Source organism: Pectobacterium araliae (assembly GCF_037076465.1).
Taxonomy (GTDB): domain Bacteria; phylum Pseudomonadota; class Gammaproteobacteria; order Enterobacterales; family Enterobacteriaceae; genus Pectobacterium; species Pectobacterium araliae.
Genome location: NZ_AP028908.1, coordinates 1921361 through 1947627, shown reverse-complemented (window position 1 = coordinate 1947627; position 26267 = coordinate 1921361). Strand labels below are relative to the sequence as shown.

19 protein-coding genes are annotated in these 26267 nt (G+C 49.0%); 6 read left to right on the top strand and 13 right to left on the bottom strand.

The genetic code is table 11. The features are described 5' to 3' along the window. Nucleotides 1-29: 29 nt before the first annotated feature. The 3 genes from cmk to serC form a co-directional block, all read right to left on the bottom strand. Complete coding sequence (gene cmk, locus AACH44_RS08835) at nt 30-707, bottom strand: (d)CMP kinase (RefSeq protein WP_261849201.1); 678 nt, start codon at nt 705-707, stop codon at nt 30-32. Nucleotides 708-916: 209 nt separating this feature from the next. Then, on the bottom strand, nt 917-2206 hold the full coding sequence (aroA, locus tag AACH44_RS08830) for a 3-phosphoshikimate 1-carboxyvinyltransferase (protein WP_338659568.1): 1290 nt from the start codon (nt 2204-2206) through the stop codon (nt 917-919). 81 nt (nt 2207-2287) lie between these two features. Continuing rightward, the gene (gene serC / locus AACH44_RS08825) at nt 2288-3373 is read right to left on the bottom strand and encodes a 3-phosphoserine/phosphohydroxythreonine transaminase (protein WP_261849199.1); all 1086 of its coding nucleotides are present in this window, start codon (nt 3371-3373) and stop codon (nt 2288-2290) included. 329 nt (nt 3374-3702) lie between these two features. Here serC and ycaO point away from each other — a divergent pair, with 329 nt between their 5' ends. From ycaO to pflB, 3 genes are all read left to right on the top strand, one after another. Further along, complete coding sequence (gene ycaO, locus AACH44_RS08820; protein ID WP_261849198.1) at nt 3703-5466, top strand: 30S ribosomal protein S12 methylthiotransferase accessory factor YcaO; 1764 nt, start codon at nt 3703-3705, stop codon at nt 5464-5466. 398 nt (nt 5467-5864) lie between these two features. Next, the gene (gene focA, locus AACH44_RS08815; protein ID WP_261849197.1) at nt 5865-6725 is read left to right on the top strand and encodes a formate transporter FocA; all 861 of its coding nucleotides are present in this window, start codon (nt 5865-5867) and stop codon (nt 6723-6725) included. Nucleotides 6726-6782: 57 nt separating this feature from the next. After that, nucleotides 6783-9065, top strand: a complete 2283-nt coding sequence (pflB, locus tag AACH44_RS08810) for a formate C-acetyltransferase (protein WP_261849196.1) — start codon at nt 6783-6785, stop codon at nt 9063-9065. A gap of 65 nt (nt 9066-9130) precedes the next feature. Here pflB and AACH44_RS08805 read toward each other — a convergent pair whose 3' ends face one another. Beyond that, complete coding sequence (locus tag AACH44_RS08805; RefSeq protein ID WP_261849195.1) at nt 9131-9298, bottom strand: hypothetical protein; 168 nt, start codon at nt 9296-9298, stop codon at nt 9131-9133. Nucleotides 9299-9352: 54 nt separating this feature from the next. On the opposite strand from AACH44_RS08805, the gene pflA reads away from it, so the two are divergent. Then, entirely contained in the window at nt 9353-10093 is a 741-nt protein-coding gene (pflA, locus tag AACH44_RS08800) for a pyruvate formate lyase 1-activating protein (protein ID WP_261849194.1), read from the top strand. An 88-nt stretch (nt 10094-10181) separates the two neighbouring features. On the opposite strand, the gene AACH44_RS08795 is transcribed toward pflA, so the two are convergent. Genes AACH44_RS08795 through AACH44_RS08785 form a run of 3 tightly spaced genes read right to left on the bottom strand, consistent with a single transcriptional unit; the run spans nt 10182 to nt 14230 of the window. Beyond that, nucleotides 10182-11750 carry a hydantoinase/oxoprolinase family protein gene (locus AACH44_RS08795; RefSeq protein ID WP_261849193.1) on the bottom strand — a complete coding sequence of 523 codons (1569 nt, stop codon included), beginning with the start codon at nt 11748-11750 and terminating at the stop codon, nt 10182-10184. Nucleotides 11751-11762: 12 nt separating this feature from the next. Continuing rightward, a complete protein-coding gene (locus AACH44_RS08790) occupies nt 11763-12872 on the bottom strand; it encodes a DUF917 domain-containing protein (protein WP_261849192.1) in 1110 nt (369 codons plus the stop codon). A 26-nt stretch (nt 12873-12898) separates the two neighbouring features. Continuing rightward, nucleotides 12899-14230, bottom strand: a complete 1332-nt coding sequence (locus AACH44_RS08785; protein ID WP_261849191.1) for a cytosine permease — start codon at nt 14228-14230, stop codon at nt 12899-12901. 271 nt (nt 14231-14501) lie between these two features. On the opposite strand from AACH44_RS08785, the gene AACH44_RS08780 reads away from it, so the two are divergent. After that, entirely contained in the window at nt 14502-15443 is a 942-nt protein-coding gene (locus tag AACH44_RS08780) for a LysR family transcriptional regulator (RefSeq protein WP_261849190.1), read from the top strand. On the opposite strand, the gene AACH44_RS08775 is transcribed toward AACH44_RS08780, so the two are convergent. The 6 genes from AACH44_RS08775 to lrp form a co-directional block, all read right to left on the bottom strand. Beyond that, complete coding sequence (locus AACH44_RS08775; protein WP_261849229.1) at nt 15429-16583, bottom strand: MFS transporter; 1155 nt, start codon at nt 16581-16583, stop codon at nt 15429-15431. The two genes, AACH44_RS08780 and AACH44_RS08775, sit on opposite strands and share 15 nt — an antisense overlap. A 315-nt stretch (nt 16584-16898) precedes the next feature. Next, the gene (gene serS, locus AACH44_RS08770; RefSeq protein WP_261849189.1) at nt 16899-18194 is read right to left on the bottom strand and encodes a serine--tRNA ligase; all 1296 of its coding nucleotides are present in this window, start codon (nt 18192-18194) and stop codon (nt 16899-16901) included. 104 nt (nt 18195-18298) lie between these two features. Then, nucleotides 18299-19642, bottom strand: a complete 1344-nt coding sequence (locus tag AACH44_RS08765; RefSeq protein WP_261849228.1) for a replication-associated recombination protein A — start codon at nt 19640-19642, stop codon at nt 18299-18301. A 7-nt stretch (nt 19643-19649) separates the two neighbouring features. Next, nucleotides 19650-20261 carry an outer membrane lipoprotein chaperone LolA gene (lolA, locus tag AACH44_RS08760; RefSeq protein WP_261849188.1) on the bottom strand — a complete coding sequence of 204 codons (612 nt, stop codon included), beginning with the start codon at nt 20259-20261 and terminating at the stop codon, nt 19650-19652. A gap of 249 nt (nt 20262-20510) precedes the next feature. Beyond that, complete coding sequence (locus AACH44_RS08755) at nt 20511-23939, bottom strand: DNA translocase FtsK 4TM domain-containing protein (RefSeq protein ID WP_261849187.1); 3429 nt, start codon at nt 23937-23939, stop codon at nt 20511-20513. Between the two features lie 114 nt (nt 23940-24053). Beyond that, nucleotides 24054-24548: a leucine-responsive transcriptional regulator Lrp gene (gene lrp / locus AACH44_RS08750; protein ID WP_005967536.1), complete on the bottom strand. Its 495-nt coding sequence runs from the start codon at nt 24546-24548 to the stop codon at nt 24054-24056. A gap of 582 nt (nt 24549-25130) precedes the next feature. Between lrp and trxB the strand changes: the two genes are divergently transcribed. Continuing rightward, nucleotides 25131-26093: a thioredoxin-disulfide reductase gene (gene trxB / locus AACH44_RS08745; protein ID WP_261849186.1), complete on the top strand. Its 963-nt coding sequence runs from the start codon at nt 25131-25133 to the stop codon at nt 26091-26093. Nucleotides 26094-26267 lie beyond the last annotated feature (174 nt).

Genomic DNA, 26267 nt, shown 5'->3' with positions numbered 1-26267 from the left:
CAGCGAGGTAAAAATTCAGTTTTCTGTGATTACGCTAAAATTTCGCGGGCGTAAGCCAACGCGCGCGCTATCACTTCATCGATCGTCATTTCCGTGGAATCCAGCACCAACGCATCGGCAGCAGGCACTAACGGCGCAACAGGGCGGCTACGATCGCGCTCGTCCCGTTCTTTTATCTCAGATAAAAGACGTTCAAAGTTAACATTAAAGCCCTTCCCCTGCAACTGTAGCATACGGCGTTGTGCACGTTCTTGCGCGCTGGCATCCAGAAAAATCTTCACCGGTGCATCAGGAAAGACTACCGTTCCCATATCACGACCATCGGCAATCAGCCCAGGAGCTTCACGAAATGCACGCTGCCGACGTAATAATGCTTCGCGAACGCGTGGGAAAGCTGCTGCCTGAGAAGCCGTATTACCTACCGCTTCAGTACGTATTTCGTGGCTAACATCTTCGCCTTCAAGGATAATTTTCAGTTGCCCATCTTCTGCAACAAAACGTACATCAAGATGAGAAGCAAGCGGAACTAACGCATCTTCAGAGCTGATATCAACATGGTGGTGTAACGCTGCAAGAGCCAAAACACGATAGATAGCCCCCGAGTCCAGCAGGTTCCATTGTAAAGCTTCAGCTAATGCCTTACACAACGTCCCTTTGCCTGCGCCGCTCGGTCCGTCAACCGTAACTACCGGTGCCATCACCGTCATTTCGCTCTCCTTTAATACTGGGAAGTTCCGCTTACGCCGTTTTATGGCGTCACGGAGCCTCATTATACGCATCAATACAGAGAAAGGTTACCCTAATGCCGGAATGACGGGAAAAATAAGACATTATCTGAACGTAGTCCGCAAGTTCAAAAGAAAAAATAGCGCATAGAACGGGAGAAAAGGCACGGAAACCGTGCCGTAGAAAAAGATTAAGCCAGCTCGCTGAGACGCGCCAGTTGCTCGAAGTAGTCAGGGAAAGTTTTCGCTGTACATTTTGGGTCGAGGATGGTGACTGGCGTATCCGACAGCGCCACCAGTGAGAAACACATCGCCATACGATGATCGTTGTAGGTACCGATCTCTGCCGCTTTCAGCGTCGCGGGCGGCGTAATACGAATATAGTCGTTGCCCTCTTCAACTTCCGCCCCCACTTTACGCAACTCAATCGCCATAGCTGCCAGACGATCAGTTTCTTTCACGCGCCAGTTATAAATGTTACGCAACGTGGTAGTCCCACCCTGGGCAAAAAGTGCCGCCGTCGCGATAGTCATTGCCGCATCAGGGATGTGGTTCATATCCATATCGATCGCGCGCAGCTCGCCGCGTTCACATTCGATATAATCCTCACCCCAACGCACGGTCGCGCCCATTTTTTCCAGGACGTCAGCAAAGCGAATATCACCCTGTACGCTATTACGGCCTACGCCAGTCACGCGAACAACACCGCCTTTAATCGCCGCCGCTGCCAGAAAGTAAGAAGCCGACGATGCATCGCCTTCAACCAGATAATCACCCGGTGAGCGGTACTGCTGGCGACCTGTGACAAAGAAGCGCTGGTAATTCTCGTTACGTACCTCAATACCAAACGCCTTCATCATATACAGCGTGATATCGATATATGGTTTAGAAACCAGATCGCCCTGAATGCTAATTTGCGTATCCCGCGTGGCCAGAGGCGCAGTCATCAACAACGCAGTTAAGAACTGGCTGGATACGCTGCCATCTACGCTGATTTCACCGCCCTGAAAACCACCGTGTAGACGAAGTGGTGGGTAGTTTTCCTGCTCCAGATAGTCAATTTTCGCCCCGCCCTGACGCAGTGCATTGACCAGATGCCCGATCGGGCGCTCTTTCATGCGCGGCTCGCCTGTCAGAACAATATCGCCATCTGTCAGGCACAACGCGGCTGCCAGTGGACGCATCGCTGTACCTGCATTCCCTAGAAACAGTTCCAGCGGTTGCGATGCCGTAAACGCCCCACCCAGACCCGTAATCTCACAGACGGTTCGGTCAGATGACAGATGATATTCAACGCCCAGCGCCGTTAACGCAGTAAGCATGTGGCGAACATCATCACTGTCTAGCAGATTAGTGAGTCGTGTTTTACCTTCAGACAAGGCAGCTAGCAACAACGCACGATTAGAGACACTTTTTGAACCGGGGAGATTAAGCGTGCCGTTAATCAGTTTGATGGGTTGTAGAGTCAGGGATTCCTGCATGTAAAGCCTATTCTTTCAACGTGGACATAAAAACCCCGGAAAGTCCGGGGCTAATCAAAATGTATCGGGAGACGGTTTTAATTAACCGTGGCGACGTGCAAAGTCGGCCATAAATTCCGTCAGCGCTTTCACGCCTTCCAACGGCATCGCATTGTAGATGGAAGCACGCATGCCGCCCACTACGCGATGACCTTTCAGTGCGTGCAGACCTGCAGCAACTGATTCTTCCAAGAAGACTTTATCCAGCGCCGAATCCGCCAGCAAGAATGGCACGTTCATACGAGAGCGGTTCGCCACCGCGACGTCATTACGATAGAAGTCGCTACCGTCAATCGCGCTATACAGCAGGTCGGCTTTATCTTGGTTACGTTTTTCCATTTCAACCAAACCACCATGCTCTTTCAGCCATTTGAAGACCATACCGGACAGATACCAAGCGAAGGTCGGCGGTGTGTTAAACATAGAATCATTGTCTGCCAGAATTTGGTAATCCAGAATCGATGGCAGCTCACGGCGTGCTTTGCCCAGCAAATCTTCACGCACGATAACCAGCGTCAGACCTGCAGGGCCGATATTTTTCTGCGCACCCGCGTAGATCACGCCATAACGGCTGACGTCAATACGGCGAGACAGGATGCTGGAAGAATAGTCGGCGACCACAATTTTGTCGCCAAAATCCGGTTCTTCTTCAATAGCAATGCCGTCAATGGTTTCATTCGGGCAGTAATGTACAAATGCCGCATCATCAGACAATTGCCATTCACGCATCGGCTTAACACCACGCAGGCCGCCTACGCGCGTTTTCACATCAATCACGTTAGGTGTGCAGTATTTTTCTGCTTCATTGATGGCGCTGTGCGCCCAATATCCACCGTCGATGTAGTCCGCCGTTGAACGCTCACCCAACAGATTTAACGGCACTGCCGCAAATTGCGCACGCGCACCGCCGTGGCAAAAGAGCACTTTGTAGTTGGAGGGGATTTTCAGCAAGTCACGCAGATCTTGTTCGGATTCAGCAGCAACCTGCATAAACTCTTTACTACGGTGGCTGATTTCCATGACCGATGTACCCAAGCCATTCCAATTACATAATTCCTGTTCAGCACGACGCAGTACTTCAACCGGCAGCATTGCTGGACCGGCGCTAAAATTAAAAATCTGAGTCATTTCCCCTCACCACACCTGAAAAATAGCGACTGTTTTTATCACCGTTGTTACAAATGTCATTTTTATAAACCTGCCGATTATAAAAACACCGCTGTTACACGATTGTAGTTATAACGGAACGACCGCCATAACCACACTACTTTTACCCTACTATCGGTTTTATCACTCGTCCATCACGGCTGCAACGCTTATTGCGCTTTCATTATGCAAAACGGCACGTTACGCAGTCTGTGCTTTTTCACTGTTGCCGATCTGTTATGAATACATAGAGTCCAGACAGAAAAATCCGTATCATGCCGCTTCCGCTAATCTCGATAAGAGTGAACACCATGACTCAAACGTTTATCCCAGGCAAAGACGCCGCCCTGGAAGATTCCATCGCCCGTTTTCAACAGCAGCTCCAGGACCTGGGGTTTAACATCGAAGAAGCGTCATGGCTGAACCCGGTGCCAAACGTCTGGTCTGTCCATATTCGAGACCGTGATTGCCCACTTTGCTTCACTAACGGCAAAGGCGCCAGTAAGAAAGCGGCTCTGGCTTCTGCGTTAGGCGAGTATTTCGAGCGCCTGTCCACCAACTATTTTTTTGCTGATTTCTACCTCGGCAAAACTATCGCTAGCGGTGATTTCGTTCACTATCCGAATGAAAAATGGTTCCCGATCCCGGAAGACGATACTCTGCCGGAAGGGATTTTGGATGCTCGCCTACACCTGTTTTACGATCCTGAACAGGAACTGAGTGCTAGCGATCTGATCGATCTGCAATCCGGCAATGCCGACAGAGGTATTTGCGCGCTGCCATTTACCCGTCAGTCCGATCAGCAAACCGTCTATATTCCGATGAATATCATCGGTAACCTGTACGTTTCTAACGGGATGTCCGCGGGTAACACAGCCAACGAAGCCCGTGTTCAGGGGCTGTCTGAAGTATTCGAGCGCAGTATCAAAAACCGCATCATTGCCGAATCCATCAGCCTGCCGGAAATCCCGCAAGAGGTGTTGAACCGCTACCCAGGCGTGGTCAAAGCTATTGCAACGTTGGAAAAAGAAGGTTTCCCGATTTTCTCTTACGATGCCTCACTGGGCGGAAAATATCCGGTCATCTGCGTGGTGCTGTTTAATCCCGCCAACGGCACCTGCTTTGCCTCCTTCGGCGCCCACCCTGACTTCGGCGTAGCGCTGGAGCGTACCGTCACCGAACTGCTGCAAGGCCGCGGCCTGAAAGATCTGGATGTCTTCACTCCGCCGACGTTTGATGATGAAGAAGTGGCCGAGCACGCTAATCTGGAAACCCACTTTATCGATTCCAGCGGCCTGATCTCCTGGGATATGTTCAAAAAAGAGGCAGATTATGAATTTGCTGACTGGAGCTTTAAAGGGTCAACAGAAGAAGAATTCGCCACGCTGATGGCGATCTTCAAGCAGGAAGATAAAGAGGTCTACATTGCTGACTATGAGCATCTGGCTGTTTATGCCTGCCGTATCATCGTACCAGGAATGTCGGACATCTATCCTGCTGACGATCTGCTGTTGGCCAATAACAGCATGGGTGCTCATCTGCGTGACACGCTGTTGGCTCTGCCTGACAGCAAATGGGAACAAGAAGCGTATCTGACATTGTTACAACAGTTGGATGACGAAGGGCTGGATGACTTCACCCGCGTACGCGAGTTGCTTGGTATTGCCACCGGCAAAGATAATGGCTGGTTCACTCTGCGCGTTGGCGAATTGAAAGCCATGTTGGCGCTGGCCGGCGGCGACCTGGATCAGGCGCTGACTTGGACAGAATGGACGCAGGATTTCAACGATTCAGTCTTCAGCACACAACGCAGCAATTACTATCGTTGCCTGCAAACCCTGCTGCTGTTGGCGCTCGATCCTGAACGCAATCCCGCTGAATACTACGATGCCTTTACCAAAATGTACGGTAGTGAGACGGTTGATGTCGCCAGTGCCGCCGTTGCTGGCGAAGCGTGCTTCTACGGCCTGTTTGCCGTAGACGATACCTTTGCCTCTTTACCTGCGCATCAGTCACTGCTGGCGGCCTATGAAAAGCTGCAACAGGCGAAACGCCGTTATTGGCAGTCAAAATAATGTCTACGCTCTGTTGTAAATAACCCCAATAGCCCTTCATTTAAAAGGGCTATTTTGTTGTCTGAAGGACAATATTTTATTATTCGTGATGCATAATCAGAATATTGTTATTGAATGGTGAATTTTTAATTAAATTACCTCGACAAGGCGGTACTGAAATTCTACAAAACATGATTTTCATTAACGCTAAATCGGTAGGTTTAACGTCTATCATTCAACTCTTTTTGTAAAAATTAAAATATTTTTTTACCATAATATTCAATATATTACCCATTAAATCACAGTATCCCACCCTCCCCATCACCCCGTTAATTTCTTGCAATATGATCCACGTCAAATTTTGCCGTATACTGCTTTGTTAGTATCTCAACGCTGATAAATTTTAAGAGAGAGTTAGTGTGAAAGCTGACAACCCCTTCACTCTATTACTACCGGCCGCTATGGCAAAAGTTGCTGAAGACGCCGGAGTCTATAAAGCTACCAAACAACCGTGCACGACGTTTTATTTAGCGATCACTGCGGGTGTATTTATTTCGATCGCCTTCGTCTTTTATATTACGGCTACCACAGGGACAGCGACGATTCCTTTCGGCATCGCGAAATTGATCGGGGGCATTTGTTTCTCCCTTGGTCTCATGCTGGTTGTCGTCTGCGGCGCAGACTTGTTTACCTCAACTGTTCTCATCGTGATTGCTAAAGCCAGTGGACGTATTACCTGGAAGCAACTAGCCTGTAACTGGGCTAATGTTTATGTCGGCAACCTGATTGGCGCGCTTTTCTTCGTTGGACTTATTTGGTTCTCAGGAGAGCATATGGTCGCAAACGGTGCATGGGGTCTGAACGTTCTGCAAACGGCTGAGCACAAGCTTGAGCATACATTTGTTGAAGCATTGTGCTTGGGTATCTTAGCTAATCTGATGGTTTGTCTGGCCGTATGGATGAGCTACTCTGGTCGTACGCTTACAGACAAAATGTTTGCCATGATTCTGCCTGTCGCGATGTTCGTTGCCAGCGGCTTTGAGCACAGCATCGCCAACATGTTCATGATTCCTATGGGCATCGTTATCAAAAATTTTGCGACCCCGGAATTCTGGAATGCCATTGGCATGGTACCGTCTCAGTTTGAACATTTAACCGTTAGCCATTTCATTACCGATAACCTGATTCCCGTCACCCTAGGGAATATCATCGGCGGCGGCGTAATGGTCGGTTTGACATATTGGGTAATTTATTTGCGCGGTGGAGACAAGCACCACTAAGGTGCTATCGGCCGCAACGTCGGGTTTTAAGAAATCCATATCAAAGGTAGGTGTAAAATGACCGAGCTGAATGAAAAATTGGCCAATGCATGGCAAGGCTTTAGCAAAGGTGAATGGCAGGATAACGTCAACGTTCGTGACTTTATCCAGAAAAACTACACGCCGTATGAAGGTGATGAGTCTTTCCTGGCTGGCGCAACTCAAGCGACCTCAGCGCTGTGGGACAGCGTCATGGAAGGCATCAAACAGGAAAACCGTACTCATGCGCCTGTTGATTTTGATACCAATGTTGCTGCAACTATCACGTCTCACGACGCGGGATACATCAACAAGGGTCTGGAAAAAATCGTTGGTTTGCAGACTGATGCGCCGTTGAAACGTGCGTTGATTCCATTTGGCGGCATCAAAATGGTTGAAGGTTCATGCAAAGTTTACGGTCGTGAACTGGATCCTCAACTGAAAAAAATCTTCACCGAGTACCGCAAAACGCATAACCAAGGCGTGTTCGATGTTTACACTCCAGACATCCTGCGTTGTCGTAAGTCTGGCGTTCTGACTGGTCTGCCAGATGCTTATGGCCGTGGCCGTATCATCGGTGACTACCGTCGCGTTGCGCTGTACGGTATCGACTACCTGATGAAAGACAAGTTTGCTCAGTTCACTTCTCTGCAATCCAAACTGGAAAACGGTGAAGATCTGGAAGCAACAATCCGTCTGCGTGAAGAAATTGCCGATCAGCATCATGCACTGAGCCAAATTAAAGAAATGGCCGCTAAATACGGCTGTGATATTTCTGGCCCAGCAGCGACAGCTCAGGAAGCCGTTCAGTGGACTTACTTTGGCTACCTGGCTGCGGTTAAATCACAGAATGGTGCAGCAATGTCCTTCGGACGTGTCTCCACCTTCCTGGATATCTACATCGATCGCGATTTGAAAGCAGGCAAAATCACAGAAGAAGACGCTCAGGAAATGATTGACCATCTGGTCATGAAACTGCGTATGGTGCGTTTCCTGCGTACACCTGAGTATGATGAGCTGTTCTCTGGTGACCCGATTTGGGCAACAGAGTCTCTGGCTGGTATGGGTCTGGATGGTCGTACACTGGTGAGCAAAACCAGTTTCCGCTTCCTGAACACGCTGTACACCATGGGGCCGTCTCCAGAGCCGAACATGACCATTCTGTGGTCTGAAAAACTGCCACAAAGCTTTAAAAATTATGCGGCTAAAGTCTCCATCGATACCTCTTCTCTGCAATACGAGAATGACGATTTGATGCGTCCTGACTTTAACAACGATGACTACGCGATTGCTTGTTGCGTAAGCCCGATGATCGTTGGCAAACAAATGCAGTTCTTCGGTGCTCGTGCGAACCTGGCGAAAACCATGCTGTACGCTATCAATGGCGGCGTGGACGAAAAACTGAAAATGCAGGTTGGTCCTAAATCAGAACCAATCAAAGGCGATGTTCTGAACTTCGACGAAGTGATGGATCGTATGGATCACTTCATGGATTGGCTGGCTAAGCAATATGTCACCGCGCTGAATGTCATCCACTACATGCACGACAAATACAGCTACGAAGCATCGCTGATGGCACTGCACGATCGTGACGTGTTCCGTACCATGGCGTGTGGTATCGCCGGTCTGTCTGTTGCTGCTGACTCCTTGTCTGCCATCAAATATGCCAAAGTTAAGCCGATTCGTGATGAAGATGGCCTGGCTATCGACTTTGATATCGAAGGTGAGTATCCGCAATTCGGTAACAACGATGCACGCGTAGATGAACTGGCTTGTGATCTGGTTGAACGTTTCATGAAGAAAATTCAGAAACTGAATACCTACCGTGGCGCAACCCCGACTCAGTCTGTTCTGACCATCACCTCTAACGTGGTATATGGTAAGAAAACGGGTAACACGCCGGACGGGCGCCGCGCAGGTGCACCATTCGGACCAGGTGCTAACCCAATGCATGGTCGTGACCAGAAAGGTGCCGTTGCTTCTCTGACTTCTGTTGCCAAACTGCCGTTTGCTTACGCGAAAGATGGTATTTCTTATACTTTCTCCATCGTCCCTAACGCGTTGGGTAAAGACGATAACGTGCGTAAAGCGAACCTTGCTGGCCTGATGGATGGTTACTTCCATCATGAAGCCAGCATCGAAGGTGGCCAGCACTTGAACGTCAACGTCATGAACCGTGAAATGCTACTTGATGCGATGGAAAACCCGGAAAAATATCCGCAGTTGACTATCCGTGTATCTGGCTATGCCGTACGTTTCAACTCACTGACGAAAGAACAGCAGCAAGACGTCATTACCCGTACTTTCACACAGTCAATCTAATTTCCATGGCTGTCTGAAAAGGCGTAAAATAAAGGCTCCACGTCAGTGGGGCCTTTTTCTTACCCTTATTTATTGTTCAGATTGTTAGCTTTATTGTTCAGATTGTTAGCCTGTTTTGCCAGCCAGCTACGCTGGCTCAATGTGGATGGCCTGCAAAACAGATTCGACGCAGCATCTGTCACACGGTGTCCTTCTGTCAGAAACGTCTGCCAGATCGATACCCGCTTTCTCATGACTGCGCTCATAAAGGCCGCTATTGTCCGGTCAAATTTGGAGAAAACCTCGCAATGTCAGTAATCGGTCGCATCCACTCCTTTGAATCCTGCGGTACCGTCGATGGCCCAGGCATCCGTTTCATCATCTTCTTCCAGGGCTGCCTAATGCGCTGTCTGTATTGCCATAACCGTGATACCTGGGATACACACGGCGGTAAGGAAGTGACGGTTGAAGAACTCATGAAAGAAGTCGTGACCTATCGCCACTTTATGAATGCATCCGGTGGCGGCGTAACGGCATCGGGCGGTGAGGCCATACTGCAAGCCGAGTTTGTACGTGACTGGTTCCGCGCCTGTAAAGCAGAAGGTATCAATACCTGTCTGGACACCAATGGATTTGTGCGCCGTTACGATCCCGTCATTGACAAGCTATTGGACGTCAGCGATTTAGTGATGCTCGATCTGAAGCAAATGAACGATGACATACACCAAAATTTAGTTGGCGTATCGAATCATCGCACTCTGGACTTCGCTCGTTATCTGGCAAAGCGTAACCAGCGAACCTGGATACGTTATGTCGTGGTTCCCGGCTGGTCTGACGACGACGCATCCGCGCACAAATTGGGAGAGTTCACGAAAGATATGACAAACATCGAGAAAATTGAACTTCTGCCCTATCACGAGCTTGGTAAACACAAGTGGATCGCAATGGGCGAAGAGTACAAATTAGACGGTGTGAAACCGCCGAAGGCCGATACGATGGATCGCGTTAAATCGATTCTTGAAAGCTACGGCCACAAGGTCATCTACTAATCTTTGACGCTTTCTGAAAAAATGGCGCGCCCACGGCGCGCTATTTTCATTTCAAGAGATAAACATCAGCGCATCGTTACACAGTGTGCTAAGCCAGATTCCCTGCCGCTTTGATTTTCACCTGCACCGCATTTCCTGGCAGATAAGCCAACGGAATTTCCTGATAATCAATGATTTCAACGCTACCTGATATAGCTCCCGTCTCTTCTGCAAGACAAATCGTTTGCTGTTGCAATTCGTTTTTTATCTTTTCACGGTCATGATCCGGCATTTTCACAACGCGCTCGATCTGCGCCCCCACCTTCCCTAACGCAACACCCACTGCATTTGCCGCATCGAAATTCAGCGGACGCACAACCTGGCTGATGCCAGATAAAACTTCAGGCAACAAAATACTTCCGCCGCCGACAAGCACCGCAGGAATAGCCGCACTCGACGATTTAATCCGATCGATAGCACTTTCCACTTTATCAATCATCTGACGATAAGCCTGTTGACAAAGCGTTTTATCCAACTGGGGCAGCGGATGAGAAAACGCTGATGTCCATCGCTCACGATGAAGTTGCAGCATAATATCGCTAAGCGTTAACGTTTTCCCGCCAAAACTGACGCCTTGTTCAAGAAGACGATAGCCAACACTGTCAGGCCCAATGGTGATCGTTCTATCCTGAGACTGCCGCACGCAGGTGCCGCCGCCAATACCGATAGAAATAATATCTGGCATTCTGAAATTCGTCCGCACATCCCCCACTTCAACGGCGATTGACGATTCACGCGGAAAACCATTCACCAACACACCAATATCTGTTGTCGTGCCGCCGACATCAATAATCAATGCATTATCCAATCCCGAAAGGTGGCACGCCCCACGAATCGAGTTCGTCGGCCCACAGGCCATCGTCAAAATGGGATATTGCTTCACGATACTTTCGGACATCAACGTACCATCGTTTTGCCCAAAAAATGGCGTAGCGTTAATGCCGTGACGGGTTAGCGCTTGAGTAAAGCCGTTAACAAAACGATTTGCCGTGCTTTGCAATGCCGCATTCAGGATCGTCGCATTTTCTCTTTCCAGCAATCCCGTGCTGCCAATCCGATGAGATAACGACAGAGAAACATCAGGCAATGCCGCATTCACCCACCGAGCAACCTGCAATTCCTGCGCACTATTTACTGGGGAAAATACGCCGCAGATAGCCACGCTATCCACATAGCCACGCATCTTGTCACAGACCGCTCGCACTTCATCCAATAATACAGGATGAATCTCTCGGCCATCGAATTCATAGCCACCGTGAAGTTGATAGAAATGCTCGCCTAACGTCTTTTGCCATTCGTCATCCCAGCCAAACAGCGGTGGGACGCTATCGCTGCTTGGCAAACTCAGGCGTAATAATCCGACGCGATCCAGCCCTTTCCGCTCGACAATCGCATTAGTACATTGTGTTGTGCCTAACATTGCATAATGAATATGCTGCGGCGCGATGCCAGACTGCGCCAATACCTCAGCAATCGCCCGTTCGATACCGCTGTAGATGTCCATGCTGGTAGGACATTTGGCCGTCGCAATACAGCGCAGGTCAGCATCTAAAATTGCCGCATCCGTGTTTGTGCCGCCGACATCAATCCCGAGTCGGTAATCATGTTTATGTAACATCGGGGAAAAGCCTCAGCGATTTACAAGCTGTTCTATCGGTACATACTGCACCGGATAACCGAAATACTCTGGACCCGCAACATCAATCCCTTTCGGCGTTCGCCATTTTTCATTGCACGGATAGGCAATAACATCGACTCGCTGCCCATACCGTAAATGCTCCGTAATAATCGGGCGTCCGGTTTCGCTGTCTACTATAGAAATTAAGTCAGGAACCACCGCCAGCAGATTATCCTGTGTAGGATTGGTCGTTTGTGATGAACGATACGCTAGCAATAGCTCATTCTGGAAAAGCACAGTGAACGATTCACCTTTGTCGCTTCCGATGCCATCAATCACTACCTTGCCCCGAGCAAAACCGCCGGTTGTGCGCCGCACTACATCAACAATTTTTCCTGATGCAACGAGATGACCATTTAACACCGTAAGCAGAGACTGTACTGGGTGACTACCTGACTGATGAGCCTGACGTAGCATTTTTCCGATATCCTGCGCCAGTGTGAGCGTCCCTTTAATCGCACTACGCTTAAGTTGACTACCGCGTAATGGATAATCGCACATGGCGCAGGCGGCCCCCATCTGTTCCGTAATGGCTCTGGCTAACCGTTCAGACCACACACCATCAACTGGATTAAGGATAACCGAGTTACCTTTCTCATCAGCCAGCGTATTGGGTGCCGAAGATAAACCATCAAGGAAAAAGGTCACCATCTGCGCTTCGGGGAAGGCTCTCCCCATCGCGTCACAATCGACGACGGGGACACCTTTTGCAGCCGCAACGACTAACGGTATCAGTGAGTTGATGCCGCCGACTTCGATAGAAAAAGTTCCAGCAGCTGATTCTGCGAGATAATTTTCCATTGTTTCAAATGCCAGAAGGATTTGCTGCGGTGAAATGATTTTTTCCACAGAGACTGTCGGCGCCCCCATCGTGCTGCATGGGATAAAAAGATCGTTATCCTTTATACCATCCAAATTGCATAACGTTACGGGCTTCCCGTGGCGCAAAGCATTTTTTGCAATTAATGATCCCAAATACGGATCTCCACCGCCGCCAGTGCCAAGAATTGAGGCTCCTAGCGCAATGTCATCAATCATTTCAAAATCAATATAGCAGACCATTACTTATCCAATACCCACTAAGCAAACTAGGATTTAGAGAGTGAGTCGGACGATTCAACCAACTGCGGGAACATTTTCCGCATAATGATATACATTACCAGACTGATAACTATGCCATCCAACGTAGAAACAGATGTTATCGTGAACAAATCAAAAAAATCTGTAGCGGTTAACAAGCTGACAGAACTGCCACATAACCATGCGATAGATGCACAAATATTCAGTAATGGTGGTTGTGATGCGTCCTGCTTTAGACGCGAAGAGTCAAAAAAGTAATATTCAGCAAGGTAAACCCCTGCAATAGGGGAAATCAGGACACCCAGTAACGACAAAAACTGAGTAAAGTTATTAATCATACCGTTATAAGCCAAAAGCAGACCAGCAAATGCCATCAACACAACGAGTATTGGCCGGGATATTATTCTGACAACAACAGAGAGGCCTAATGAAGCTGAAATTAAATTAGAACTATTCGTCGTCCATTGCGCGAAAATTAAAATCACAATAGCTGAAACACCGAGCCCGATAGTAAAAAATATTTCGACCAAATCGTCACTGCCAACCATATGGGTCAATATGAGCGCGACAAGAATCGTTGCACTATTTCCCAGTAAGAATCCCAAGCCTGAGCCTAATATGGCATCTTTACGTGTCCTGGAATAACGCGCGATATCAGGCGACATAATACTTGCAGCCACTATCCAGATAGAAATCACGTAAGAAATAGCGCTCCCCAAGCTTATCGGATTCTTAATGACAACTTCGGCGGGAAAAGAATGGCCGCTAGCCGCAAGATATATTCCTGATACGATGAGTATAAGCATTAACGGGACACTTAATGCGCTTAGTTTCCCTAACGCACGAACTCCCCAAATGGCTGTCGATGCCATGAGTGCCATACCAAAAAGCAGGATGAAAAAGCGCCCAGGTTCAAGTTGATAATGTGACAGTGCTTTTTGCAGCATCACACCAAAGAAATCAAGTTGAAAAGCAAACCACCCAACCAGTGAAACAGCGGAAAATACGCCAATCACTTTCCCACCTAATCGCCCAAAAACGGAGATACTGAGTAGCGTGGTTGATAGCCCACATCCATAACCGACGTTAGCACATAATGCAGCAAGAACACCCAGCAAGGCTGATCCAATCAGCGTGGCACTGACAGCCTGAGAAAATGGCAACCCACTACTTAGAAAAGATCCTAAAAATAAACCAGAAATATCGATCCCTATAGCCAGCCATATCAAGGCAATGACATACCAGCTTTTTCTGGCTTCAGCAGGGACTGGTTCGTATTCATAATCATAGATTTGCCGCTCCTGTAGTTGTTTTTCAGGCACAGCATTCCCTTGAGACATAATTCCTCCATTAATAAGCAGCAAATAATTATTGTATCGTTGTGATATTTTATAGAGGTTGCTTGACGACGTATAGAACAATGGTGTCGCTAGCAAGCTAACAACACCATCGTGCTTATGAGAGACCCTGGTGTGACGCATAAAACCACACTTTTGTGGCAACCACATCAATGATGTGGTGTGAGAACAAGATAAATGGGTTTCATATCGATTAATACAGATATATTTTGATGTTAACATTCAAATATGTAATGTATGCGAAGGAAATGCTATGCGCTTAGATAAACTGGAGATTCGCTGGTTAAAACTTTTCTGTAAAATTGTTGAAAAACAAGGGATTACTAATGCACAAACTGCAACAGGCTTAAGCCAACCCGTTCTAAGTCACTACCTGTCTCGACTTGAAGATACGTTGGGGCTTGTTTTGTGTGAACGTGGCAGAGGGGGTTTTGCCTTAACAACTGAAGGTGAAGTTGTCTATCAGGAGGCAAAGTCGGTCATTTCCACACTCGATGATTTCGCGAACAGACTAGCTCGAATCAAACATCAACTGATAGGTAAGGTAAAGCTTGGCTGCCTAGATAATATCGCCACACACCCCAATAACGTTGTATCACAAGCGATATCTCATCTTTATGACCAAAGTCCGGAAGTCAATGTCGAAATCGAAATTATGGAATACCTTCCACTAATGGAACGATTAAAAAATGGGCATCTCGATGTTGTTCTAAGCGCCTTACCCGATGACATCCCCGCAGACATTTTTTATCAACCGGTCTTTGTTGAACACAGCTACTTTTATTCTCTAGCAGAAAATGCTGAAATGATCGAGCGTGAATGGCTCAATGGTGAATTAAACCCTCGCAGACTGCTAATTGGTGGACACGCTGTCAACGAAATATCTAAACAACTAGGTTCCGTATCAAAGCAAGGTTACCATCAGACAGCTTGGCATCTTGAAGGAAGTCTATTACTTCTGCTTGCGGGAACCCATATTGGTTTTCTCCCCGACCATTATGCAGCATCTTGGGTGGAAAAAGGGAGGCTTGCAGCCGTTGCTCCAGATCGATTAAAGCTAACCAGCATATTTTATCTGGTGCGAAACGCAAAACAGCGTCTTAGCCCAGTAGCCGAAGCACTATGGAATAACATGGTAGAGGCTGGAAAAAGCTCACTGGCCAGCCTCGATCTCACTAACTCAAGCAGCAGCTAATGGCGTTGGATGATGGTCGGCTTTTCTGAGCAACAGCATCAAGTAGATCATAGCAATGGCAGCAATCAGTACAAACAGCAACCGATCGGAGTAGCTCTGCATCAATACCGCAGCAACGCTTGGCCCACAAAGGCTGCCAAGCGTGTAGCTGAGGAGCAACGCTTGATTCATTGCCACGAGTTCATCAGGGCTCACTTTTTCACATGCCCATGACATAGCAACGGGGTACAGCGTAAAACCAGCGCTTCCCAACAGGAAGAGCGACGGTGCCATGGCATAGTGGCTGATACTGAGCATGGCAATACAGCCCACAATCACCACAAAAACCAACACCCGAAGAACCAACAATCGACCATAGCGATCCGCCATACGCCCAACAGGCCATTGGCCAATGATGCCTGCGCTGATCAACAGCGCCATCCAGTATCCAACCTGCGCATCATTCATCCCCTGATGGGAGAGATACAGCGGCATCAGACCATACAACGAACCTAAAATTGCGCCAGAAATAATACAGCCGTGTACACCTAAACGCGCACTGCGATATGTCAGCATTTTCCACATATTGACGGGCTTTGCGCGCTGTTCTGGCGGAGTCGGGAGACGAGTAAACAGCAAGGGTAATACGGCTAAAATAACTAATGCCGCCATCCACGGCAGCACACTCAATAATGAAGTAGGTAACACGCCAAGCAGTAACTGTCCAACCACACTACCGAGGTAATAAGCGATCATATAAGCAGCCAACAGTTGCCCTCTTTGCGTCGGTGTTCCACTACACAACAAGGCACTTTCGACCACAACCCAAATCAATGCACAGCCAATCCCAGCAAGAAAACGCCAGAACAACCAGTTGCCAATATCCGCAGAAATGCCAAGCCCCACAATCGCGATGCCAAATAATAAAGCGGCGAAATAATAGCTGCGATTAAAACCATAAAATTTGATTAGCTTGCCAGCTAATAGCGTTCCAACCAGATTGCCACCGAAATAAGATGAACCAACCAGACCCACCTGCCAGACAGGCAGAGTCTGATAAGCCAGCCAAAGTGGAACCAGAGTATTTAATACCGCAATACAAACGGTCAGCAGCAGAAGTCCGCAGAGCAATAGCAGCACTGGGGGGGAATAAGCAGACATAGCGAAGTGGATAACCAAACAACGGGAGAAGAGTGAGCGCATCATGCCACTGTGCATATAAAAGTCAATCCGGGCAAAAAGTGCGAAAAGTTCTTTCTTAAATTATAGATTGAAAGAATTAATCAACACTCATAGAAAGGGTCATAGCTTTGAAAACAGAAGGCTACTATTTATCTGATTTTAAAATATTTTTAGCTTAAAAATTAAATAACAAAAGCGATATGGGATAGATAAATTATTTTTACGATAAAAAAATATTACCGAACGGATGACGTAAAAAAAGCGCCCTGAGGCGCTTTATTCTGATAACAGAGGTTAACCAATAAATTCCAGCCCGCCCATATAAGGACGCAGCACTTCAGGAATCTCAATACGGCCATCGGCCTGCTGGTAGTTTTCCAAAACCGCCACCAGTGTACGACCAACTGCCAGTCCCGAACCGTTCAACGTGTGAACCAGACGGGTCTTCTTATCGGACTTACTGCGGCAGCGCGCCTGCATACGACGCGCCTGGAAATCCCACATGTTTGAGCAGGAAGAGATTTCACGGTACGTGTCCTGCGCTGGCAGCCAAACTTCCAAATCGTAAGTTTTGGTGGAACCAAAACCCATATCCCCTGTGCACAGCAACACTTTGCGGTAAGGCAATTTCAGCAGTTGCAGCACCGTTTCAGCATGGGTCGTTAATTCTTCCAACGCCCGCATAGAATCTTCAGGGCGGACGATTTGCACCAATTCAACTTTGTCAAACTGGTGCATACGGATCAATCCACGCGTATCGCGGCCATACGACCCCGCTTCAGAGCGGAAACACGGCGTGTGTGCGGTCATTTTCAATGGCAAGGATTCTTCATCAAGAATCTCGTCACGCACCAGATTAGTCAGCGGAACTTCAGCCGTTGGGATCAGCGCATATTGGCTGCTTTCTGCTTCTTCGCTTAACGGATTAGTGTGGAATAGATCCTCACCAAACTTAGGCAACTGCCCCGTACCGTATAACGTGGCGTGGTTTACCAGATAAGGAACATACGCTTCCTGATAGCCATGCTGCTGTGTATGCAAATCCAACATGAACTGGGAAAGCGCACGATGCAGACGAGCAATCTGTCCCTTCATCACAACAAAACGCGCACCAGTTAATTTCACCGCTGCGGCAAAATCCAGTCCGGCAGCCATCTCACCGAGTTCAACATGATCGCGCACGGCGAAATCATACTTACGCGGCTCGCCCCAGCGAGTGACTTCCTGGTTTTGTGAATCGTCCTTACCAAGCGGTACGGAGTCGTCTGGCAGGTTTGGTATCGTTAACGCCAGATCGCGAATTTCATTCTGCAACTGATCCAGCTCTGCTTTCGCGGCATCCAGTTTTTCGCCTAATGTGTTAACTTCACGACGCAAAGGCTCGATATCTTCACCGCGTGCTTTCGCTGCACCAATCTCTTTCGATCGGGAATTACGCACTGCTTGTAGGTTTTCGGTTTCTACCTGCAATACCTTACGACGTTCTTCCTGCTTGCGCAGGGTATCAACATCCAGCTTAAAGCCTCTGCGAGCCAGTAACTTTTCGGCGACTGCGTCTAGCTCATTACGCAGTAAATTGGGATCGAGCATGCTAATCCTGTGCTTATGATTATCAAATGAAATGATGGCGAACACGGCGCGCTTAGCGCGCCAGTTTCAAAAAATACCTCAATAACCTTACCGCAACGCTTAGTTCAACGGTAGCGTTTTGTCGGGCTATTTTGATCCTGAGTAGCAAGCCAGGCGAGCTTTTCACCAATTTTGCCCTCAAGGCCACGCGAGGTAGGCACATAATAGTGTGTATCCGCCAATTCAGGCGGAAAGTAGCTCTCACCCGCCGCATAGGCATTAGGTTCATTGTGTGCATATCGATACTCTGCTCCGAGTCCCATTTCTTTCATCAACCGGGTAGGTGCATTGCGCAAATGTTCGGGAACATCGTAGTCAGGCTTCTCACGAGCATCCTGCATTGCTGCTTTGAAAGCGCTATATACCGCGTTACTTTTGGGTGCACAGGCCAAGTAAACGATCGCCTGAGCGATGGCGCGCTCCCCTTCTGCCGGCCCAACACGGGTGAAGCAATCCCAGGCAGAAATAGCCACCTGCATCGCGCGTGGATCGGCATTGCCGACATCTTCAGAGGCAATCGCCAACAGTCGCCGCGCAACATACAGCGGATCGCCGCCAGCGGTGATGATTCGGGCGTACCAATAAAGTGCCGCATCCGGCGCAGAACCTCTCACTGATTTATGCAAAGCCGAAATCAGATCATAATAGCGATCGCCCTTGTTATCAAAACGGGCACTGCGCTCACCAGCAATTTCGTTGAGGAGTGCTGGCGTCAGGACGCGCATGCCCTGCGCATCAATTTCTGCCATGTCCGCCATCATTTCCAGACTATTCAGCGCACGTCTGGCATCGCCATTGACCAGCTCTGCCAGCATTCGACCCGTTTCAGCTGGCAGGACAATATTCTGCTCACCGTATCCACGCTCACGGTCGCTCATCGCCTGCAATAACACCTGTTCGATATCTTCTGCCGTCAATGCTTTTAGCAAATAGACGCGGGCGCGCGATAACAATGCGGAATTGAGTTCAAAAGAAGGGTTTTCCGTTGTCGCGCCAATGAAGGTGATCGTGCCATCTTCGATATGTGGCAGAAAAGCGTCCTGCTGGCTTTTATTGAAGCGATGAACTTCATCGACAAACAAAATGGTACGTCGCCCTGCATTTCGATTTTGCCGAGCGCGTTCAATTGCTTCGCGAATCTCTTTGATGCCAGACGTTACGGCAGAAATACGCTCGACATCTGCCTGTCCGTAATGGCCAATTAATTCTGCTAGCGTCGTTTTTCCCGTTCCTGGCGGTCCCCAAAGAATCATCGAGTGCAACTGCCCTGCCTCAATGGCTCGTGGCAGTGGCTTACCGACACCTAACAGGTGCTGTTGGCCGATATATTGCGCCAATGTTGCTGGCCGCATGCGCGCGGCCAGAGGTTGGAATTCATTATGGGAAAAATCAAGTGACAGGTTGCTCACGCTGGCCTCACTGACGCTGATCGTCCAGCGTGACGCCCTTCGGTGGCGTAAACGTAAACCGTGCGGCATTAACAGCGCCGTTTTGCTGATTTTTCAGTACATAGGTACTGCGCTGCCCATCCTGTTCCGTCGCGGTAAATTGCTTGATCGTGCCGTTTGTCGTCACATTAATCGCGAACTGCTTCAGATTGCCGCTCGCTGACTTCGGCGTAAGTTCGAAATCATCACCTTTCTGAAGCACATCATATTTATCCCAGTCGCTGGTATCGTTACGCGTAATCAGAATGAACGGTGTGTTGCCTGTTGCATCTTTCAGCCAGGTCGCCGTGACCTGCTCAACAAACGGATTGTAAAACCAGAGTGTTTTCCCGTCGGAAATCAATGCACTTTCATCGGGTGATGTTGTTTTCCAGTTAAATAAGTTAGGGCGCTTTAACCACAATTCCCCTTCCCCTTCCTGCACCGCTGCGCCATCCGCGCTGGTGACGGTCTGGCTGAAGTTTGCGTGGAAACTGTTTACTTTATTGAGGCGCCCCTGTAAATCTTTTGCTGCGTCCGCATAGACAGCGGTCGACGTCATTCCCGCAATAAGGCAACTGATAGCTAACCACTTTTTCATACGCATAATCCTTTGAATTTCCTGATATAACCGGCCTTGTCTATAAAGGCCAAACGCATAATGTTGCGTCGATGTTCTTTGTAGATCACCGTTACTTTGTGAACCACTGTGATTGATGAATCTATGTTATCTGAACCCACTCGGACAGTGATAGGTGAATTATCTGCTTATTAGCGCATTTACGCTTCTTTGCATAAGGGCTGCACACGCAGCCCTTATGGTTGAGTCATTTCAACTGATACCGTGTTGTTATTCCATTGATGGTGGTGCCAATACCTCACGATTACCATTGTGTCCAGGAGAACTGACGATGCCTTGCGCTTCCATTTGCTCAACAATTCGCGCAGCGCGGTTATAGCCAATTCGGAACTGACGCTGTACGCCGGAAATGGATGCACGACGCTTATCGACGACAAATTCCACCGCCTGATCGAACAGCAGATCGAGTTCTTCATCGCCATCAAGGCCGAGGCTTCCGCCTTCCCCATCATCGCCACCGCTGACAATATTATCGATATATTGAGGGCGACCCCGCGCTTTCCAGTCTTGGACCACGGCATGCACTTCCTCATCACGCACAAAAGCGCCATGAACACGAACAGGGATCGAGGAGTTAGGTGCCATATACAGCATATCCCCCATTCCCAAGAGCGATTCCGCCCCCCCTTGATCGAGGATAGTCCGTGAGTCAATCTTGCTGGAAACGGTAAACGCGATACGCGTCGGAATGTTTGCTTTGATCAACCCGGTGATCACATCAACGGAAGGACGTTGCGTCGCCAGTACCAAGTGAATTCCCGCAGCACGCGCTTTTTGCGCCAGTCGGGCAATCAGTTCTTCAACTTTTTTACCTACCGCCATCATCAGGTCGGCAAATTCATCGACCATGACAACAATATATGGCAGTTTCTCCAGCACCGGCGGTGTCATATCCATACTGTCACCCGGCTTCCAGAACGGATCGGGAATCGGGCGTCCCATCGCATTTGCCGTCATGACCCGTTCGTTGTACCCCGCCAAATTACGCACGCCAAGCGCCGACATCAGCTTGTAGCGGCGTTCCATTTCACCGACACACCAGCGTAATGCATTTGCTGCATCCTTCATGTCGGTTACGACTTCAGTCAGCAAATGCGGGATACCTTCGTACACTGAGAGTTCCAACATTTTCGGGTCGATCATGATAAAACGCACATCTTCTGGCGTCGCTTTATACAACATACTGATGATCATGGCATTGACGCCGACCGACTTGCCTGACCCCGTCGTACCCGCAACCAGCAAGTGCGGCATTTTCGCCAGATCGGCAACCACAGGTTCACCCGCTATGTCTTTCCCCAATACGATCGACAATGGCGAAGGATTATCCCGGAACGCGTCACAGTCCAGCACTTCTCGCAGATACACGGTCTGGCGGTGTGCATTAGGCAATTCCAGCCCGACATAGGGTCTACCGGGAATCACTTCAACAATACGCACAGCGACAACCGACAATGAGCGCGCCAAATCACGCGACAAGTTCGAGATACGGGCCGCTTTAACGCCCGGTGCCAGATCCAATTCAAACCGTGTGATTACCGGTCCTGGAGAGTGATCGACCACATCCGCTTTTACGCGAAAATCAGCCAGACGCGCTTCAATCAATCGTGCAGTTTGTTCCAACGCAAAATTATCAACAGGGGCTTCACTTGCGGGTGGAGGGGTCAACAAATCCAACGTTGGCAGTGGCGTAGTCGGCTTCTGCAACGGTTGTTCATTACGCATCAGGAACGGATGAATCAGGCCATCCATTGCCGGATGATGCGCTGGCACTGCCGCATTTTCCTGTTTCACCGCCTCAACAGGCGTTGGTGTCGGTTGCACTGGCTGGCCAAACATCAGCGGGCTGTGCTTATCGTCGTCATCGTCCTCATCTTCACCAGCGTGTATCGGCGGAAGCGCTGGCTCGGCGCGATAGGACGGCGGTAAAGTCGAGGACTCGCTAAAAACATGCGGTTCAGATTCGCGCTCATTTTCTGCGCTGAACGGCGAGAATGAAAAGGCGTTATGCGGTGCTACAGGCGTTGGGCGAACCGACTCACTGGCCGCAGGTGACACTGTCGGCACAGGCGTTATCTCATTAGGTTGTGACGCGATGGCATCATAACGAACCTGCTGCTGTGCAGCGAAATCTTTGGCTAGTTGGGCTTGCAAGAGTGTGTCTTCATCGTCTTCCTGTAACGGATACTCGTCGCCATAACGCTGACGCTGCTGATCCAAATACGCTTGTTGCAACGCAGTTTCTTGCAGGGCGATGTCATCCGGCGTTTCTTCCTGATACACGTCGTTCGTTAACTCCGCCTCTGCGCTACCGCTCTGCGCCTGTAACCTGGCTTGTTCTTCGGCTAGCCGCTGCGACGGTAACTTTATTCCATACGACGCCAGCTCGCGGCGAGTAGGAATCCGAACCGGATTCGGGCGCGGCAGTTCCGGCCCTACGCCGCGTTTAATCTGCGGATTATCATCCGCATCAGCACTGAACGCCGGCGTAAAAGTGTTATTCGCATTGAAATCGGTATCGCGTGCAGATTGTGATGGCTCAGCAAACGGTTGAATCTCTGATGATGGCATGACGATCGGCGGTACAACACGATTCTCGTAAGCATTTCCATAAGGAATAGACACACTGCCATGGGGATCTGGCGTCGTTATAGGCGCTTCAGGAACCTCAAACGAATACAGCGGCGGCGTCGAGTCGATCGCAGATGGGGTAATTGGCGGCACAGTGCCAGACACGGGTGCATCAGACCATGCTGCCGCTGGCCTTTCTGCTGAGAGTATCGGCTGTGTAGCGGCTGGCTCGTTTCCAGTTGAAGGTGATACCGTCTCTATCGTGCTATCTGCCATCGTATCGTGTACGGCATTAGCAACCGGAACCGGGGGAGCAGAAAACAGGACGTCATCGTCATCACGCTGTTGTGTTGCCGCTTCACCTGATGCTTCATCGTGATGCAAGCTAAGCACCTCGTTCTCATCTTCTTCACGACCGTGTTCTTCGCGATACTCCTCATCCTCATCGCGACGTGAGCGGTTTGACATGAACGTCAGACAGCCCAATACACCCGCACCAATTTTTTCGGCAATGGTTAGCCATGACCAGCCAGTAAACAACGTTAACCCAGCCCCCCATACGCACAACAGAACCAGCGTAGCGCCCATACTGTTAAAACGCGGGATCATTGAACTGCTCAACAAACTTCCCAATACACCACCGGAAGCAAAATAGTAGAGATCGTCAATATTCAGCGCAGCCAAACCGCAAGAAGTCAGGATTAGCGCCAACGTCCCAATCAGGCGAAGTGAGAAAGTAAAATATTCAATGGATTGATGATTATCACGCTGGCGGAAAGCGGCCCAGCACAGGGATAACATGATCGGCGGAATAGCATAGGCCAGAACGCCAAAAATAAAGAACAGCGTATCGGCCAACCAAGCACCCGCCACACCACCAAGGTTATGGATAGGTTCATGCCATGCAGTCTGCGACCAACTGGGATCGGAGGGGCTGAAACTGAGCAATGCGACACTGAGATAAACCGCAAAAAGTGCCACAACGATTAGAATCGCTTCAAGCAAACGACGTGTTCCGCTGAGTTTTTTCAGGGTAACGTCTTTATCTTCTGTATATTCCTGGCTCAAGAGTCTCTCCAGGGGCCTGTAAGGTTTATGACAAAGCGCCGAGAAACCCCGGCGCTGGGACTGTATAAATTCACAGGAGTGTAGCTGAATTTATCGGGTTTTACACCCACGCGTTTATCGAGTCTTAATGACCAGACGGTTACTTTGTTTCACTTCTTCCATCACCACGTAAGTACGGGTGTCGTTTACACCCGGCAAACGCAGCAGCGTTTCGCCCAGGAGTTTACGGTAAGCGGACATGTCGGGTACGCGCGTTTTCAATAGGTAGTCAAAATCGCCGGAAACCAGGTGGCATTCCTGAATCTCTTCCAACTTCTGCACCGCAGAATTAAACTGTTCAAACACATCAGGTGCACCGCGGTTCAGCGTTATTTCAACAAAAACCAGCAGTGACGCATCCAGATAATGCGGGTTTAGCAGCGCTGTGTAGCCATTAATGAACCCCTGTCTTTCCAGACGTCGCACACGCTCCAGACAAGGTGTTGGCGACAGCCCAACACGTTTGGAAAGCTCGACATTGGAAATACGCCCATCTTTTTGCAATTCGTTCAGGATGTTACGATCAATACGATCGAGATCTTTTCCTGGTCGCTTTTTAGTGTCTACCATTATTATTGTCTCTCTTCACTTTTCCCTGCACCGCTTTACCCCGATAGACCTCATGTATCAGAGTTACCCTTAAAGAAGACACGCTGCTTATTTTGTATATCAACAGTCATTAACTTCTCGTTATCGCCCCATGTATTACTGACCAACGAAGAAGGCCATCACGTCATATCCGTGGCCCAAGGGCCTGCCTGCGCAAAAACGAATAAAAAGCCGAGCTTTTAACTGTTCACATACAAAAAATTTCCTCTTACCCAGATGTTTTCGCAAATGCACAGCCGATTGTCAAAGTAAAACAACGAAAATCAGAAGAAACTGCCAGATTCGATAAGCCAGAGCCCTCTACCGAGGTAAGCTCAATCATTTTACTTATGAATATGGCCGGTTTTTCAGCAATTTATGTTCTCCATCGTCATTAACGATTAAACAAATAGCCAGCAACTTTTCTGCATACTTTTTTTACTCTTGTAATTTCCTTACAATCTTTCTCATTGTTCGTGGTAGATATGTTCGTCGTTAAAGAAACGAGTTGGTCGTAAAGGCTGGTTATATGAACATTGTTCGCCGTCATGAAATGAGGAAAGCATGGGTACCGTTAAACATCACAAGTTATTGATTCTGGGCTCAGGCCCCGCTGGCTACACTGCCGCAGTGTATGCTGCACGCGCGAATTTACAGCCAGTATTAATCACGGGTATGGAAAAAGGCGGTCAGTTGACGACCACGACCGAAGTAGAAAATTGGCCGGGCGATGCCGACAATTTAACTGGCCCGTTGTTAATGGAACGTATGCATGCACATGCGACCAAGTTCAATACCGACGTGATTTTTGATCATATTGAACGTGTTGATTTGCAGAACCGTCCATTCCGTTTATTCGGCGATAGCGACGAATACACCTGTGATGCGCTGATCATCGCTACGGGTGCATCAGCTCGCTACCTTGGCCTGCCATCTGAAGAAGCGTTTAAAGGCAAAGGCGTATCCGCCTGCGCAACCTGTGACGGATTCTTTTATCGGAATCAGAAAGTTGCCGTCGTTGGCGGCGGGAATACTGCTGTAGAAGAAGCGCTGTATTTGTCTAACATCGCAGCGGAAGTACATTTGATTCACCGCCGCGAGACGTTCCGTTCAGAAAAGATTCTGATCGACCGTCTGATGGACAAAGTTAAAAACGGTAACATCATCCTGCATACCAACCGTACGCTGGACGAAGTGCTGGGCGATGATATGGGCGTAACCGGTGTGCGTATCCGCGATACACAAAGCAATGCCGCAGAAGAACTGGAACTGGCAGGCGTGTTTATCGCTATCGGGCATAGCCCAAATACCGTCGTGTTTGGCGACCAATTAGCACTGGAAAACGGTTATATCAAAGTGCAATCAGGTATTCATGGCAATGCGACACAAACCAGCATTCCTGGCGTCTTTGCCGCAGGCGACGTGATGGACCATATTTACCGTCAGGCCATTACCTCTGCCGGTACAGGCTGTATGGCTGCACTGGATGCTGAACGTTACCTGGATGGGCTGACCATCACCAAGTAGTACGATGCAGGAACGGAGCGGCAACAGCCGTTCCGTTTTCTTCCTTTCGATTTGCCTGCCGCAACACAAAAATTGATCGCCTCACCGATTTCCCCTCTCCTTTTCGTTTTCAGCGCGTCCCTGTCGCGGTAACATGGCGGCATTCTGCATGATAGAAGATAATTTTGTTACCTG